Source organism: Brucella sp. LJL56 (assembly GCF_054871705.1).
Map to the genome: position 1 here is coordinate 145781 of NZ_JBTXLQ010000007.1, position 15464 is coordinate 161244.

The following is a 15464-nucleotide window of genomic DNA, read 5'->3' on the forward strand; positions in this document are numbered from 1 at the left end:
TTGGGGTTTCGAGCCCCGCAACTGTGAATGAACCAGAAGGATTGCGTGATGCCGCTGGTCGAAATTTCCAATCTCAAGGTAGCCTTTGATGGCGTACTGGTTCTGCATGGTATCGACCTCTCGATTGAACGAGGCGAAGCCGTGGGACTTGTCGGTGAATCCGGCTGCGGTAAATCTGTGACCTGGCTTGCGGCGCTCGGTCTTCTGCCGAAGAAGGCGGCTATCTCCGGTAGCGTTCTTCTTGAGGGAACAGAATTGCTCACTGCGTCGCGCGGTACGCTCGAAAACATTCGCGGTGGCCGTATTGCGATGATCTTTCAGGACCCGTCGAGTTCCTTGAACCCGGTTATCCGGGTTGGGCGCCAGATCGAGGAGGCTGTGCGACTTCATCGTAATATCAAGGGGCCGTCCGTCCGAGCAGAAGCTCTACGGTTGATGGAACTGGTTGGAATTCCCGATGCACGTCGCCGTATTGATAATTATCCGCACGAGTTTTCCGGTGGTCAAAACCAGCGTTTGATGATCGCCATGGCGCTTGCTGGCAATCCTGATATCCTTATCGCTGACGAGCCCACGACGGCACTGGATGCGACGATTCAGGCTCAGATTCTCGATCTGCTGGCCGCCTTGCGCGCCGAAACAGGCATGGCGGTGGTCTTTATCAGCCATGATCTTGGTGCCGTTTCGCAAATTTGCGAACGAGTTTCCGTCATGTATGCCGGACGCATTGTCGAACAGGCGCGGACCGAAGCGCTTTTTGCCGCTCCGCGCCATCCCTATACGCACGGCCTGTTTGATTCCATTCCTAGTCTCGACGGTGGACGCAGTCGTCTGATCCCTATCGAGGGTACAGTGCCAGAACCCGGCAAGCTTCCGTCAGGTTGTGCGTTTTCTCCACGCTGTTTGAGCGCCACGGATCTCTGCGCACGTAGCCTGCCAAGGCTGGGTGTTCCGCAGGATGATGCTGGTGAGGGGCGCGCCGTCGCCTGTTTTCATCCCTATCCGGCATCGTCGCATTTGCCGTCATCCATGGGTGACCATATTTCGATCCCAGCGAGCACAAGGGCAATAGCACAATGACCGCCGTTCTCATCGAAGCTCGCGACCTCGTCAAAACCTATACGTCGCGCAAGGGTTTTTTCGCCCAACCGGTTGCTGTGCGCGCTGTCGACGGACTCTCGATATCGGTTGCTCCGGCGATGACACTGGGAATTGTGGGAGAATCCGGGTCCGGTAAGTCGACAACCGGGCGTTTGCTTCTCGGTCTGGAAGATCCCAGCGAAGGAGAAGTTACTTTCGAAGGCTCGGCTTTGCCTCCGCAAAAAACTGCGAGCTGGCGGGCATTGAGAGCGCGCATGCAGCTCGTCTATCAGGATCCGCTGGCTGCTCTGGACCGGCGGATTCCTATTGGTCGTCAGATTGCTGAACCGCTGGAAATACACGGAATTGGAACCCCCAGTGAGCAAAGAGCCCGTGTCGCGGAACTGATGCGAGCGGTTGGGCTTCGCCCGGATCAGGCTTTGCGCTATCCTCACGAGCTTTCGGGCGGACAGCGTCAGCGTGTTGTCATCGCTCGAGCCATCGCGTGTAAACCGCAACTCATTGTCTGCGACGAACCCGTATCGGCGCTGGATGTTTCCATTCAGGCGCAAGTTGTGAATCTCTTGCGGGATTTGCAGGAGCGCGAAGGCATTGCCATGGTGTTCATCAGCCATGATCTGAAGGTAGTGCGTAACATCGCAGATCGTGTAGCGGTCATGTATCTGGGCCGTATCGTAGAAGAGGCATCTTCGGACGAGATTTTTGCCCGACCGCTTCACCCCTATACGCAGGCACTCGTGTCCAGTGTTCCCGTCGCTGGGATCCCTCTCAGTGACCGTATCATCCTGCAGGGAGAGCCGCCTAATCCCGCAGCACGTCCCAATGGCTGCGCCTTTCATCCACGCTGTCGTTTTGCCGCTCAGCGCTGCAGCAACGAGACACCGGAACTCCTCGACATGCCAGCGGGAGGCAAAGTGGCTTGCCACTTTGCCGGAACCCTGCAGACGGACGATATTCATGCTTAGATTTTTGATGGTTCGCGGGTTTCGGGCATTTGTGACCATTCTGCTTGTGGTGACATTTGCTTTTATCGTGTTGCGCATGTCCGGGGATCCGGCCCAGATCATCATGGGACCGGACGCTCCGCCAGAAGCGATAGCTGCTTTCCGGAAGAACTGGGGGCTCGACGATCCGCTCTGGCAGCAATATCTGCGTTATTTCGGAGCTATCGCGCGTGGTGACCTTGGAATATCCATGCGCGACGGCCAATCGGCAATTGCACTTGTGGTCGAACGCATTCCGGCGACCCTCCAATTGACGATACCGGCACTTCTGATCAAGCTTGGACTGGGTATTCCCGCCGGTATTTATGCTGCACTGCATCGCAACAGTGCTATTGACCGGGCGGTTATGGCGACCGCCGTCATCGGGTTCACTTTGCCGAGCTTCGTTTTAGGGCTGCTTCTCGTGCTGGTTTTCTCGGTTTCGCTGGGATGGTTGCCCTCTGGCGGACAGGATAGCTGGATGCATGCCATTCTACCCATCATCACTATGGGGCTTGGTGGCGCCGCGATTCTGGCGCGTTTCTCCCGCAGCGCGATGATCGAGATTCTGGGGCAGCCTTATATCCGTACGGCGAGTGCAAAAGGTGTGTCCTGGCGGAATGTCGTTTGGCGGCATGCACTACCCAACGCGGCTATTCCAATCGTCACTATCGTAGGTTTCATGATGGGGTCGCTGATTGCAGGTGCAGTGGTCGTTGAATCGCTCTTTTCCTGGCCGGGTGTGGGCAGATTGCTCGTGGTTTCGGTTGCTAATCGCGATCTCGCTATCGTGCAATGCATATTGCTTCTGGTGGCAGTGACGATGGTGATCTCCAATTTCATCGTTGATCTTCTCTATGGTTATCTCGATCCGCGTCTTCGTCAGACGCAGGGCAAGGCGTGAGGTTGGACCGATGACGGATGTAACCGCCAATACAGCCGCTGTTTCAGCGCAACCGAGAATGGGTCGTTCGCGCATTCCGCTTATGGTCATCATCGGCTTTATCTGGATCGTGGCAATGATCCTGATTGCTTTGACCGGGGATTGGATAAAGCCCTATAATATCACAGCTTTCGATCTTAAAAACCGCCTTGCACTGCCGGGAAATCCGCAACACTGGCTGGGTACCGACGAGCTGGGACGTGATGTGCTTTCACGCCTGATCGAGTCCATTCGCATTTCGTTGCTCATCGCTTTCGGCGCGACGATTATCTCTGCGGTATTCGGAACGACGCTCGGTTTTCTCGCAGCGTATTTTCGCGGTGCCATAGAGCAGGTTGTCGTCATGCTGGCTGATTTTCAGGCGGCACTTCCATTCCTGATCCTGTCGCTTGCCGTACTTGCATTCTTCGGTAGCTCACTTCTGCTATTGACCTGCCTTATGGGCTTTTATGGTTGGGAACGTTATGCCCGTATCGCACGCGGACTGGCTGTTTCGGCGAATGCGCAAGGCTATGCTGCAGCGGTTACCCAACTCGGCGCAACGCCGTCACGCGTTTATCTCAAGCATATCTTGCCGAATATTGCTTCGACGCTGATTGTTTCCATGACGCTGACATTCCCGGAAATTATTCTCCTCGAAAGCAGTCTTTCGTTTCTGGGATTGGGTGTGCAGCCACCAATGACCAGCCTTGGCAACATGGTCGGTTATGGTCGTGAATATCTTACCCGCGCACCGTGGATCATGCTCGCGCCGTCATTCGTAATCATGTTCACAACGCTGTCGATCAGCTTTGTGGGTGATTGGTTGCGCGACAAGCTGGACCCGACAACCAAATAAGGTCGTTTGTCCTCCTGATCGCGAAGTTGCGCTTCAACCTTGCGATAATGAAAGCGAGTTGCTCAGAGCGGTTCCGGTTGAAACTGAATCATGGAACCGCTCTATCTTTTTGTTTTTGCGCATTATCCCACGCAAAACCGCTTCGCACTTTTGCCGAAAATGCTCTAGTGTGAGGCGACGGAATTTTTATGGGAACTGACTTCTTATGTTGAAGAATATCAATCCATTGCTGACCGGTTCGCTGCTCGAGGTCCTTGCAAATATGGGACACGGGGACGATCTCGTGATTGTCGACGCCAATTACCCGGCGCAGTCCTCCGGTGTGCATGTGCTGGATTTTCCGGGAATCAGCGCGACCGATATGGCTGAAGCTGTGCTGTCGCTGCTGCCTTTGGACGATTTTGTCGACAAGCCAGCCGCTGTCATGCAGGCGCCCAATGAAACGCCAGCGATTTTCAAGGAATTTGAAAGGGTGATAGAGAAGGCGGAAGGCCGGAAGATTTCCGTCGATCCGGTTGAGAGATTTGCTTTTTATCACCGCGCTCGTGACGCCTTCGCTATCATTCGTACCGGTGAGAAGCGGCTTTACGGCAATATCATCTTCAAGAAAGGCGTTATCCGCTCCTGAGTGGTGCCGTTGATATTGACGCATAAAAACCCGGGCATTGAGCCCGGGTTCTTATTTCAGATTTATTCCTGTGGCTTCTCTGCCTGACCCTTCATCAGGCCTTTGTGCTCGCCGCCTTTGTGGCTGCCCATCCGATGCGGACCCTTATGGTGTGAGCCTTTTGCGTGATGGTACATCTTTGCGGCGCGCATTTCGCTGCGGTCGACCTTGCCATCCTCATTCCGATCCAGTGCAGCGAATTCCTTCTTGCGTTGGTTTTCGACTTCCGCCAGCGTGACCTTGCCATCGCCATTAACATCAAGGCGACGTTCCATGCGATCGGCTGCACGGCTCACGACGCGCTTGAGCGCCAATGCTTCGATTTCGTCTCGAGAAAGAACGCCATCGCCATTGGTGTCGGCGGCCTTGAGGTCATCCATACGCGAGAATTTCTCAAGATCGACAGGGCCTCGCTGGCCCTTCATATCTTTGTGTGGGGCAACGGTCGTCTCTGCTGCCGGTTTATCAGTATTTGCATCGCTATTGTCTTGTGCGAGTGCGGGAACAGCAAGCAAAGATGTTGCAATTACAGCGATAAATGCGGTCTTCGATTTCATGGTTATTTGACTCCGTTACTCTTTTACAGGGGCGCCACTAAATGGCGTGCGAGTAATGTCTGTCTTTTTAGATGAACCGCATATGAATATGCCAATTAATTATCGGTAATGTATTGGGGGGAGCTAGAAAGCCAAAGCCGATGTGAGCTTGAAAACGAAAGCAGGCCCGCAGCCGATACGGCGTGTATCTGATCGGATTAGGACAAGGTACGTCCGACCCATCAGGATCTATTATCAGCGGAAGCGTTTGTTTTCAGAAGAGAAAATGGTGGGTGATGTAGGGATCGAACCTACGACCCGCTGATTAAGAGTCAGCTGCTCTACCAACTGAGCTAATCACCCACTCGCTTTGCCGAGGCAGCGGCCCCGGTGAAGTGAGCGGTTCTATAACGGCCTCTTTTCAACCTGTCCAGCCTCCAGTCGCAAATTTTCGGAAAAAAATGACATCTTGCGCAGAAAGCCCAGAAATGCGGGGGTTTTTGATTTCCATCTTTACGCGTAACCCGTGTCTTTTTCTAGATTGCCTATTCTGGTTGTGGGCGTTCAGGGCGTTTTGGAGAATCAAGAATGAGAGATTCTTGATTTGATTCATTTTTTCACGTTTCCAGCGTTGTAAGCGGAACCAGAGGACTCCATATTCGGCAATGCTGGTCTTATATGTCCGGCGGGGAGGTTTTGTTCAGGGAGTAGGACTACGCTGCAAATGTCGCAGCCATGTCATCAATTTTTGATGCTTGTCTGAGATGCTACGGCATATAAAAGACTTGATCGGTTGGTAGTTGTCCTGAAACCATGGATACCGACACCGCCCCAAAAACTTATCAGAGCAAGGCGCTTTATGCACCGGGTTGCCCTTGCCGAAGAAAACAGGAACGGCTCATATCGTTTCAAAATCCGGTTCGCGACATTTGAGGACGGAATGGAAAGTATAATAGGCGATCTCGGACAGTTTATTTCCGATCATCGGGCATGGGCTGGGCCTATCGTGGGGATTATCGCCTTCGGTGAATCTCTCGCCATTATAGGAATGTTCATTCCAGCCACGCCGATAATGATCGCCATCGGCGGCCTCGTGGGTGCCGGAATCATTGAACCCATTCCCGTCATCATCGGCGCAATTATTGGCGCTGTGATTGGCGACATCATTTCCTATTTTCTAGGCTGGTGGCTTGGCCGCAATATCATTCACAAGTGGCCGCTCAACAAGCATCGTAGCGGCGTGGCGCGTGCGCGCCTTCTCTTCCGTCGCTATGGTTTCTCGGCTGTGTTTCTTGGGCGTTTCTTCGGTCCTGTGCGCTGCACGGTGCCGATGGTGGCCGGTATGATGTCCATGGATCAGACGCGCTTTCAGACAGCCAATGTTCTCTCTGCGCTGGTATGGGCCCCGCTGATGTTCCTTCCGGGCTGGCTGGCAGGGCGCGGTGCCGGCATTTTCGCCAGGATGGACGGTGATCATATGTTCTGGTTTGTGATCGGAATCACTATTGTCACCATTATTGCGACGGTCATCGGTGTGCGTTTTTTCAAAGCCCGTCCGCGCCGGGAGCGCAAGCGCCGCGTTCACGTCTCACCGGCTGAATGATTGGCCTCTTGTGCCGCAGGCTTCGGTCTGCTTAATAGCAGAACCATATGTTCCATATGGCAACCGGTGTCGCCGAGGCTTCATGCCTCCCAAGCGCCCATATAAGGTTCATCGCGCTTAATGCCCGACGACAGTTCTGACGATTCGTCTTCTCGAAGTCCGAGTACCCCGGAGGGGTGTTCGGACTTCGCGCGTATTGAACCATTCCCGACAATCTTCGTCTGCATCAGGCTGGCCCGCATAATAGCGGCCGGGCCACAAATTGCTTGCGCTGTATTTTCTAATTTCCGTTTCTGCTGATCTTTAAAGGAGCCGACATATCATGGACTGGTCCATGGACTGGATTGCCGACCCCAATGCCTGGATAGGTTTGGTGACATTGGTGGTGCTCGAGATCGTTCTCGGTATCGACAATCTCGTCTTCATTGCCATTCTGGCTGATAAGCTGCCCCCCCACCAACGCAATCGCGCGCGCCTGATCGGTCTTACTCTGGCTCTTTTGATGCGTTTGGTGCTGCTCGCTTCGATTTCGTGGATTGTTACTCTGCGCGAACCATTGGTCTCGCTCATGGGTATGTCGTTCTCAGGCCGAGACATCATCATGCTGATCGGTGGTCTGTTTCTGCTGGCCAAGGGCACCATGGAGCTCCACGAGCGGCTAGAAGGTGATCACGGGCCTAAAAATTCCAAGGTCGTGCATGCCGTGTTCTGGCAGGTGATCGTCCAGATTGTCGTTCTTGACGCTGTGTTCTCGCTGGATAGCGTGATCACTGCTGTAGGCATGGTTCAGCATCTGCCGGTCATGATGATCGCTGTCGTTATTGCCATTGGCGTGATGATGCTTGCTTCCAAGCCGCTGATGGATTTTGTCAACAAGCACCCCACCGTCGTCATCCTCTGTCTCGGCTTCCTGATGATGATCGGCTTCAGCCTGGTGGTCGAAGGTTTCGGCTTCCATATTCCAAAGGGCTATCTCTATGCGGCTATCGGCTTCTCGGTGTTGATCGAAGCGGCCAACCAGATGTCGCGACGCAACCGCGAGAAGCTTGTAACCACCAACGATCTGCGGGAGCGCACGGCCGGCGCGGTCCTTCGTCTGCTCGGTGGCAGTCGCGGAGAAAATCCGCTCTCCGATACGGTCGACGTGATTGCCCAGCAGACAGCGGCTAGCGATATTTTTCTCCCGGAAGAAAAAGAGATGATCCGTGGCGTTCTCGATCTGGCTGATCGGCCGGTTCGTTCGATCATGTCACCTCGCAACGAGATCGAATGGCTCGACCTCGATGAAGACGAGGCGGAGCTTGATGCGGCCATTCGCAAACTGTCGCATTCGCGCGTCATTGTTGCACGCCGTCAGGTGGATGAGTTTGTTGGCGTGGCACTGGTCAGAGATCTACTGCTTGATATCGGCGATAGGAAGCCTATCGACTGGGATAAAACGGTAAAACAGCCGCTTGTCGTGCATGAAAATGCCAATGTGTTGCGCGTCATGGAGCAGCTACGCAACTCTCCTGTACAGATTGCAGTGGTTGTTGACGAGCACGGCTCTTTCGAAGGTGTCGTGACGCCGACTGACGTTCTCGAAGCTATTGCTGGCGAATTCCCCGACGAAGATGAAGAGGCGGCTGTCGCGCAGGCGGACGGGCAGGGCGGTTATCTTGTGGACGGGTTTACCGATATCCGCCGGTTGAGCGGTCTTCTGGAACGCGACCTTGTGGATGACGGTGATCGTTATACCACTCTTGCCGGCTATGTTCTCTGGCATCTGGGACATCTGCCGCTGGGAGGCGAAAACTTTGTGGCCGACGGCCTGGAGTTCAGGATCGAGTCGATGAACGGACGTCACATCGGCAAGGTCCGTATCACGCCTTCAAGCGATTACGAGGAATAACAGGAATAAATTTGCGGGCCGCTACGGCTGGCTCGCAAATTATTTCACATCGTTAACTCCGATAAAATAAGTAGGTTATTGACAAAAACCCGGAAGCCTTCAAAATTAACCTATCGTTCATTGTTGCGGCGAAAGCGCGACAAATTTGAGCGTGACGCAATGAGGAGGCCTGGCATGAAGCGAACTGTTCAACTGCTCGCTACGAGAATGAAGAATACGTTTTTGCGTGTTCCTGTCTTTCTGGAGCAGCCTTGGCGCGAGATGAAGTTGAATGCAGAAGAGATTGCAGCCCGCCGCCGCAGCCGGTTGGAGCGTGGCGAGCATAATTTTCTCTGGTGCTGGCAGCATCGCGGTTTCTGGTAAGCCAGACAGGCGAAAAATTATCGAAGGCAGGGGGTGGAAGTCTCCTGCCTTTTTGTATTCTTTTTAAGGTTTTGCTCCAGATGAGAATTATTTTCTCATGTCGGTAAATGGTTTGGGTGCAGGTTCCATGATCGGCCAGATAAGTAGTTTATATATTTAAATCAATGATTTAGATTGATTTTGTTTCTTCTCTCGTTAGATTTGTTTTCCGAAAACAATCCAGATTAGAGCGCTTTTCGCAAACAGCGCGGTGGGGATGGGTCTAATGAGAAAAATTATTCTATATGCGGCGCTAGCCCTTGGTTTAGGCTCTGCACCGGTTCACGCGCAGGAGCCGACGGAAATTTTGAATGTTTCCTATGATATTGCGCGGGAACTTTACGAGCAGGTCAACAAAGCTTTCATCGCCGATTGGAAGACGAAGACCGGCGAAGATTTGACCGTCAATCAATCCCACGCAGGTTCCTCGAAACAGGCGCGTTCGATTCTGGAAGGGCTTGAGGCGGACGTCGTTACGTTCAATCAGGTGACCGACGTGCAGGTCCTGCACGACAAGGGCAATCTGATTCCTGCGGACTGGCAGCAGCGGCTGCCAAACAATTCGTCTCCTTATTATTCGCTCCCTGCATTCCTTGTCCGCGAGGGCAATCCGAAGAACATCAAGAATTGGGACGATCTGGCGCGTGACGACGTGAAGGTGATCTTCCCGAACCCGAAGACTTCGGGCAATGCGCGTTATACCTATCTCGCTGCTACGGCCTACGCGAATGAGGCGTTCAAGGATGATCAGGCAAAGGTACACGAATTCATCGGGAAGATTTTCAAGAATGTCCCTGTGTTCGATACAGGTGGTCGTGGCGCAACGACGACTTTTGCCGAACGTGGGATTGGCGACGTATTGGTGACCTTCGAAGCTGAAACACGCGGAACCGAGAAGGTTCTTGGCCCCGACAAGTATGATGTCGTCGTCCCCGAAGTCAGTCTTCTGGCGGAGTTTCCAGTTACGGTCGTCGATAAGGTCGTAGACAAGCGTGGATCGCGCAAGATTGCCGAAGCTTATCTGAATTATCTCTATTCCCCGGAAGGCCAGGAGATTCTGGCCCAGAACTTCAATCGCGTGCATGACAAGGACGTCATTGCAAAGCACAAGGATATCTATCCTGATGTGCGTCTCGTAACGGTTGAAGATGCTTTTGGCGGCTGGGAGAAGGTACAGAAGGAACATTTCGCCGAGGGCGGAGTGCTCGATCAGCTCTTCACCGGTAAATAAACAAAGCCAATTGGCGATCCCTGACGGGATCGCCTGCTTTTCGGAAAAATTCAGTGGCGCTTCTAAGCATGAAACGTAATTCTGTGCTGCCGGGGTTCGGACTGACCCTTGGCTGCACTTTGCTTTATCTGGCGGTGATCGTGGCCCTGCCACTGCTGGCCATGATCCTGAAGACCGCAAGTCTGGGCTGGAGCGACTTCTGGAGCATTGTGACTTCAGACCGGGCGCTGGCAACCTACAAGATCACCTTGAGTACCGCTGCGGTGGCAACCGTGTTCAATGGCTTATTCGGTCTTCTGCTGGCCTGGGTGCTGACGCGGTATGAATTTCCAGGCAAACGGTTGATCGATGCCGCCGTCGATCTTCCTTTCGCTTTGCCTACCGCTATAGCGGGTCTGGCACTCGTAACCTTGTTTGCCCAGAATGGATGGTTCGGAAGGTTCCTCGAACCAATTGGAATAAAGGTTGCCTACGCACCGCTTGGCATCATGATTGCGATGTTCTTTACCAGCATCCCATTCGTCATTCGTACGGTTCAACCGGTGTTGGAGGATATGAGTGCCGATGTGGAAGAGGCCGCTCGCAGCCTCGGAGCCAGTTCCTGGCAGATATTCTCCCATATTATCTGGCCGACCATTTTTCCGGCTTTTCTTGCAGGCTCGTCGCTTTCCTTTGCGCGCAGTCTCGGTGAGTTTGGTTCGATTGTCTTTATCTCGGGCAATCTTCCCTTCGAGACCGAAGTGACATCGCTGCTCGTTTTCATCCGGCTTGATGAATATGACTACCCCGCCGCAGCAGCACTTGCATTTGTAATGCTGGTTACAGCTTTCGTCATGCTTCTCGTGACAAACCTCATTCAAGCGAGGCAGCTTCGTTATGCAGAACGCTAGCGCAAGTTTACAGGCGCGAAACTCCGGACCAGCGCGCAATCTGTTGATCTGGCTGGCGGCGGGCTTGTCGGTGATCTGCATCGGAGCACCGCTTGCAATCATCTTCTCCTATGCATTCAGCAAGGGTCTCGATGTCTTCTTCAGCGAAATATTGAAACCCGACACATTGCATGCGGTCTGGCTGAGTATTCTCACGGCTATCGTCGTGGTACCGATCAATATGGCCTTCGGTGTCTGTGTTGCGTGGCTTGTAACCAAGTTCCGCTTTCCAGGGCGGCGGTTGCTGATTACTTTCGTAGAGATACCATTCTCCGTATCGCCCATCGTGGCCGGTGTGACCTATCTTTTCCTCTATGGATCGCAAGGTCTGCTGGGACCGCTGCTTGAATCCTACGACATCAAGATCATGTTTACTGTCCCGGCGATTTTTCTTGTCAGCCTGTTCGTAACATCGCCCTTCGTGGCGCGTGAACTGATCCCGCTCATGGAAGTGCAGGGGAGCGATGAAGAAGAAGCGGCGCTCACACTCGGTGCCAATGGCTGGCAGACCTTCTTCTATGTCACTCTGCCCAATATCAAATGGGCGTTGCTCTACGGCGCCGTGCTTTGCAATGCGCGTGTCATGGGAGAGTTCGGAGCAACTTCGGTCGTCTCGGGCGCAATCCGCGGCAAGACCAACACGCTGCCGCTTCAGGTGGAACTGCTGTTCAATGACTATAATGTCGCAGGTGCTTTCGCTGCGGCTTCGACACTTGCGTTGATCGCTCTTCTGACGCTTGTCTTGAAGGTTCTGCTTGAACATAGGCAAGGCGCTTAACTACAAAAGAGCAGGAGCGGTTCCATTTGACTGGAACCGCTCTCACGGTCACGCTGCTTGGGAAAGCGTGTTGTTTACCGGTTCGCGGTGAAGAGAAGATGCGAGAATAACTCCCTCCGGCCAACGACTGAAGCCGCTTGCTACGTTGATGTGGCCGGCATGACCGAGATCGACGAAACCCGATCCCCACACATGTGAAAGCGCCTCAGCCTTGGCAAAGCTCATATATTCATCGTTGCGGCTCGCCACAACGATGGAAGGGAAACCCAGCTCATGGCGCGGGAGCGGGGCGAAACTCTGGAAACGGCTGTCCTTGCGAGTCATGGTTTCGGCGTCGGCGGGTGCAACGAGAAGAGCGCCCGCCACGTGAGCTGCCGATGGGCGGCTTGCCAGATGTGCGACGAGCGCGCAGCCGAGGCTATGGGCGACCAGAACGGCGCCTGGATTTTCGGCGAGTTTGGCTTCGAGCGCGTACATCCAGTCGGATAGTACCGGATAGTGCCAGTCGTCCTGTTCGACGAGCAATGCTGACGGATCGTCATGCAACCATTGGCGCTGCCAGTGGCCTGCTTCCGATCCCTTGTAACCAGGGATGATCAATGTCGCAGGCATGCGTTGTTCCTCTTGAATAAAGCCTTGGGAGGGCGTTCAATTTCGCAGTTTGCATTTTTTGCGAAACTGGTTCCAAGATAGGCGGCTTGAGCCGCCATTTTAAGGAAAATAAATTCAATTTATGACAGTTTTTGTGAAAGCTATGCTCCGCACTCAACTTGGCTCTATTTCCGCTGTTTTTCGTTCCATCGCAGGAGAAACTGCGACTTCTCGAAGACCAGCACCACCACAAGCGACATCGCGAATGGAATGAGAAGGTAGAGGAGGCGGAAGACGATCAGCGCTGCCAGCACGTCAGCCTGATTCATATCCGGCAAGCCGGTGAGGAAAACGAGTTCCAGAACACCGAGGCCGCCTGGAGCATGTGAGATCAGGGCCGCCGAGAACGAGACAAGAAAGATGCCGAGAATAATAAGAAAGCCGGGATTGCCAGTCTCGGGCAGGGCGAAGTAGATGATGCCAGCGGCGCCGATCAGTTCCAGCGGTGCAACGATGAGCTGCTGCACAACAACCGACATGCGCGGATATTCCAGGCGGAAACTGCCGATCTGAAGCGGGCGCAGGCGGAGCCAGCTACCAAAAACATAAAGCAGCACGAATGCCAGCATCAAAAGTGCGATGACAATGGAGACGGTCGGCGTCAGTTCCTCGTTGAAGCGCATGAGAATATGCGGTTCCAGCAAGAGAACAACGCTGGAGGTTATGATGACGCCGAGAATGAATGTGAAAGAACAGAAGGCGATGAGGACGGCGATTTCACTGCCGGGCATGCCTTGAGAGGAATAGGCCCTGTAGCGCACGACCGCGCCTGAGACGACCGAGGCGCCGATATTGTGTGACAAAGCGTAGGTGGTGAAGGAACAAAGCGCGATAAAGAGCCAGGAAATTTTACGCTTGAGGTGCAAAAGCGCAATACGATCATAGCCCGCAAGCGAGCTGTAGGCCAGAAGCGCCGACGCTGCCGCCAGTGCCCAATGATGGGCGCGAATAGCATAAAGACTGTCCAGAACATCATCGAGTGAAATGCTGCGAAGTTCGCGATAGAGGAGCCAAGCCGAAATACCGACTGCGCAAATACCCACGACCGGCCAGATGTAATCCTTTGCTTTCATCAGCCGGTCACCATGCCTTCATGCTTCATGTCATCCCCTTTTTTGCCCACGATATCGGCCGATCTGTCTTCCGATATTATCCCTGTTATGTTGGTCTGAGATTCGGTTTCCGTGTTTTTCTTTGTGATCTCAGTCCCGATCGCCTTTGCCATGGCGGCTGCGATTTCCTCTTCTCCCAGAATGACAAAGTCTGCGCCAAGGTCGCGCAAATATTGCGCTTCGGCTTTCGAACAGGCGCGTACGATAATGCTGATTTTCGCGTTGGCCGCTTTGGCCAATGCGGTCACCCGGCCGGCTTCGAAAGCATTGGGTATTGCGATGATTAGATTTCGAGCCGTTGCCGGATTGGCTGCTTTCAGTATTTCTGAATCTGAGGCGTTGCCCGCAATGGCTTCGATGCCTTTATCCTTCAGCGACGCACTGATTTTCGGTGAATCTTCGATAACAAGAAAAGGCGTAGTCTCCGCCTGCAATCCTTCTGCAATCCTGGCACCAATCTGGCCATAGCCAACGAGAATGGTGTGTCCGGTCAGTGAAGTCTCCGGCAACGGTTCGGGTTCGCAAACGCTGAGTTCGGCGCCGGTGTTTTCACCTGTTGATGTTTCGCTTTTGCTTCGATTTTCGATCCACGGACGCATCCGTTCTGCGACGATGAACATTACTGGATTAAGGAAGATCGAGAGGATTGCACCTGCGAGAATGAGGTCACGGCCCGCTGGCGGGAGTAGATTAAGACTGACGCCTAACCCAGCAAGAATGAAGGAAAACTCGCCGATTTGTGCAAGACTTGCCGAGATGGTGAGTGCAGTGCTGACGGGACGACGGAAAGCGCGCACGATGAAGAATGCTGCGACCGATTTGCCGATCAGAATGATGGCAAGTGTTCCGAGCAGCGGGAGCGGATCGCGGAGAAGGCTCATCGGGTCGAACAACATGCCGACCGAGATGAAGAACAACACCGCGAAGGCATCGCGCAAGGGGAGGGACTCTTCCGCAGCCCGATGGCTGAGTTCGGATTCACTCATCACCATACCGGCAAAAAATGCGCCGAGCGCGAAAGAGACGCCGAACAGATGCGCTGCACCGAAAGCGACACCCAGCGCAATGGCGAGTACACCAAGACGAAACAATTCGCGGGAACCGGTCTGAGCCACGACATTCAGAAGCCAGGGGATGACCTTGCGCCCCACGATGAGCATCAGCGCGACGAATAAAACAACCTTGGCAATGGTGAGGAGGATGATGCCACCAATGCCAAGGCCCAGCCATGAAACAATAGGATCGCTCGCTGCCGAGCCCTCCGCGCGGCCGGTTACGCTGGCGACTGCCGGAAGCAGTACCAGCGCCATGACCATTGCGAGGTCTTCGACGATCAGCCAGCCGACAGCAATGCGTCCGCGTTCGGTATCAATCAGACGGCGTTCCTGCATTGCGCGCAGAAGGACTACGGTACTGGCCGTTGAAAGAGCCAGGCCGAAAACCAGACCTGCCTGCACATCCCAGCCAAGAGCGACGCCAAGGCCGGTGCCAAGTGCGGCGGCGGCTGCAATCTGTGCGAGTGCACCGGGTACCGCTATGGCTTTGACGGAAAGAAGATCCTTGAGGGAAAAATGCAGACCGACACCGAACATCAGCAGGATGACGCCAATCTCGGCAAGCTGGAGAATGAGGTCCTGATCTGCAACGAAACCGGGTGTATGGGGACCGGCAATAACACCGGCTAGAAGGTAGCCGACGAGAGGGGAAATTTTCAGACGGGTGGCTATCGCACCGAAAATGAAGGCCAGGCATAACCCGATGACGATTGTCGCAATCAAAGGCGTGTCATGGGGCATCAG

At 54.0% G+C, this 15464-nt stretch carries 15 protein-coding genes and 1 tRNA gene; 11 read left to right on the forward strand and 5 right to left on the reverse strand.

Annotated elements, in window-relative coordinates:
* The first annotated feature begins 27 nt into the window (after window positions 1-27).
* The 5 genes from ACYSN1_RS17770 (at window position 28) to ACYSN1_RS17790 (ending at window position 4493) form a co-directional block, all read left to right on the forward strand.
* Entirely contained in the window at window positions 28-1080 is a 1053-nt protein-coding gene (locus ACYSN1_RS17770) for an ABC transporter ATP-binding protein (RefSeq protein ID WP_461726901.1), read from the forward strand.
* Window positions 1077-2066 (forward strand): ABC transporter ATP-binding protein, encoded by a 990-nt coding sequence (locus ACYSN1_RS17775; protein WP_461726902.1) that lies wholly within the window; start codon window positions 1077-1079, stop codon window positions 2064-2066. Before ACYSN1_RS17770 ends, ACYSN1_RS17775 begins: the two co-directional genes overlap by 4 nt.
* Window positions 2059-2988: an ABC transporter permease gene (locus ACYSN1_RS17780; protein WP_461726903.1), complete on the forward strand. Its 930-nt coding sequence runs from the start codon at window positions 2059-2061 to the stop codon at window positions 2986-2988. The genes ACYSN1_RS17775 and ACYSN1_RS17780 overlap by 8 nt, the downstream gene beginning before the upstream one ends.
* Before the next feature lie 10 nt (window positions 2989-2998).
* A complete protein-coding gene (locus tag ACYSN1_RS17785; protein WP_461726904.1) occupies window positions 2999-3865 on the forward strand; it encodes an ABC transporter permease in 867 nt (288 codons plus the stop codon).
* 205 nt (window positions 3866-4070) lie between these two features.
* Entirely contained in the window at window positions 4071-4493 is a 423-nt protein-coding gene (locus ACYSN1_RS17790; protein WP_461726905.1) for an RbsD/FucU family protein, read from the forward strand.
* Between the two features lie 62 nt (window positions 4494-4555).
* Here ACYSN1_RS17790 and ACYSN1_RS17795 read toward each other — a convergent pair whose 3' ends face one another.
* Together ACYSN1_RS17795 and ACYSN1_RS17800 are read right to left on the reverse strand one after the other, a co-directional pair.
* Window positions 4556-5089, reverse strand: coding sequence for an EF-hand domain-containing protein (locus tag ACYSN1_RS17795; RefSeq protein WP_461726906.1), 534 nt, complete (start codon window positions 5087-5089; stop codon window positions 4556-4558).
* A gap of 266 nt (window positions 5090-5355) precedes the next feature.
* Window positions 5356-5431 (reverse strand) — tRNA-Lys (locus ACYSN1_RS17800).
* 577 nt (window positions 5432-6008) lie between these two features.
* On the opposite strand from ACYSN1_RS17800, the gene ACYSN1_RS17805 reads away from it, so the two are divergent.
* The 6 genes from ACYSN1_RS17805 (at window position 6009) to cysW (ending at window position 11902) form a co-directional block, all read left to right on the forward strand.
* On the forward strand, window positions 6009-6671 hold the full coding sequence (locus tag ACYSN1_RS17805) for a DedA family protein (protein WP_140022154.1): 663 nt from the start codon (window positions 6009-6011) through the stop codon (window positions 6669-6671).
* A gap of 322 nt (window positions 6672-6993) precedes the next feature.
* Window positions 6994-8562, forward strand: a complete 1569-nt coding sequence (locus tag ACYSN1_RS17810; RefSeq protein WP_461726907.1) for a TerC family protein — start codon at window positions 6994-6996, stop codon at window positions 8560-8562.
* A gap of 174 nt (window positions 8563-8736) precedes the next feature.
* Window positions 8737-8925 carry a hypothetical protein gene (locus ACYSN1_RS17815; RefSeq protein ID WP_140022156.1) on the forward strand — a complete coding sequence of 63 codons (189 nt, stop codon included), beginning with the start codon at window positions 8737-8739 and terminating at the stop codon, window positions 8923-8925.
* A gap of 265 nt (window positions 8926-9190) precedes the next feature.
* Entirely contained in the window at window positions 9191-10195 is a 1005-nt protein-coding gene (locus tag ACYSN1_RS17820) for a sulfate ABC transporter substrate-binding protein (RefSeq protein WP_461726908.1), read from the forward strand.
* A gap of 68 nt (window positions 10196-10263) precedes the next feature.
* The gene (gene cysT / locus ACYSN1_RS17825; protein ID WP_461726909.1) at window positions 10264-11085 is read left to right on the forward strand and encodes a sulfate ABC transporter permease subunit CysT; all 822 of its coding nucleotides are present in this window, start codon (window positions 10264-10266) and stop codon (window positions 11083-11085) included.
* The gene (gene cysW, locus ACYSN1_RS17830) at window positions 11072-11902 is read left to right on the forward strand and encodes a sulfate ABC transporter permease subunit CysW (protein WP_461726910.1); all 831 of its coding nucleotides are present in this window, start codon (window positions 11072-11074) and stop codon (window positions 11900-11902) included. The genes cysT and cysW overlap by 14 nt, the downstream gene beginning before the upstream one ends.
* A 48-nt stretch (window positions 11903-11950) precedes the next feature.
* Here the strand turns inward: cysW and ACYSN1_RS17835 are convergent, their stop codons facing one another.
* The 3 genes from ACYSN1_RS17835 to ybaL form a co-directional block, all read right to left on the reverse strand.
* Window positions 11951-12514 carry an alpha/beta hydrolase gene (locus ACYSN1_RS17835; protein WP_140022160.1) on the reverse strand — a complete coding sequence of 188 codons (564 nt, stop codon included), beginning with the start codon at window positions 12512-12514 and terminating at the stop codon, window positions 11951-11953.
* A 164-nt stretch (window positions 12515-12678) separates the two neighbouring features.
* Window positions 12679-13626 carry a lysylphosphatidylglycerol synthase domain-containing protein gene (locus tag ACYSN1_RS17840; protein WP_461726911.1) on the reverse strand — a complete coding sequence of 316 codons (948 nt, stop codon included), beginning with the start codon at window positions 13624-13626 and terminating at the stop codon, window positions 12679-12681.
* Window positions 13626-15461, reverse strand: a complete 1836-nt coding sequence (gene ybaL / locus ACYSN1_RS17845; RefSeq protein ID WP_461726912.1) for a YbaL family putative K(+) efflux transporter — start codon at window positions 15459-15461, stop codon at window positions 13626-13628. Before ybaL ends, ACYSN1_RS17840 begins: the two co-directional genes overlap by 1 nt.
* Window positions 15462-15464 lie beyond the last annotated feature (3 nt).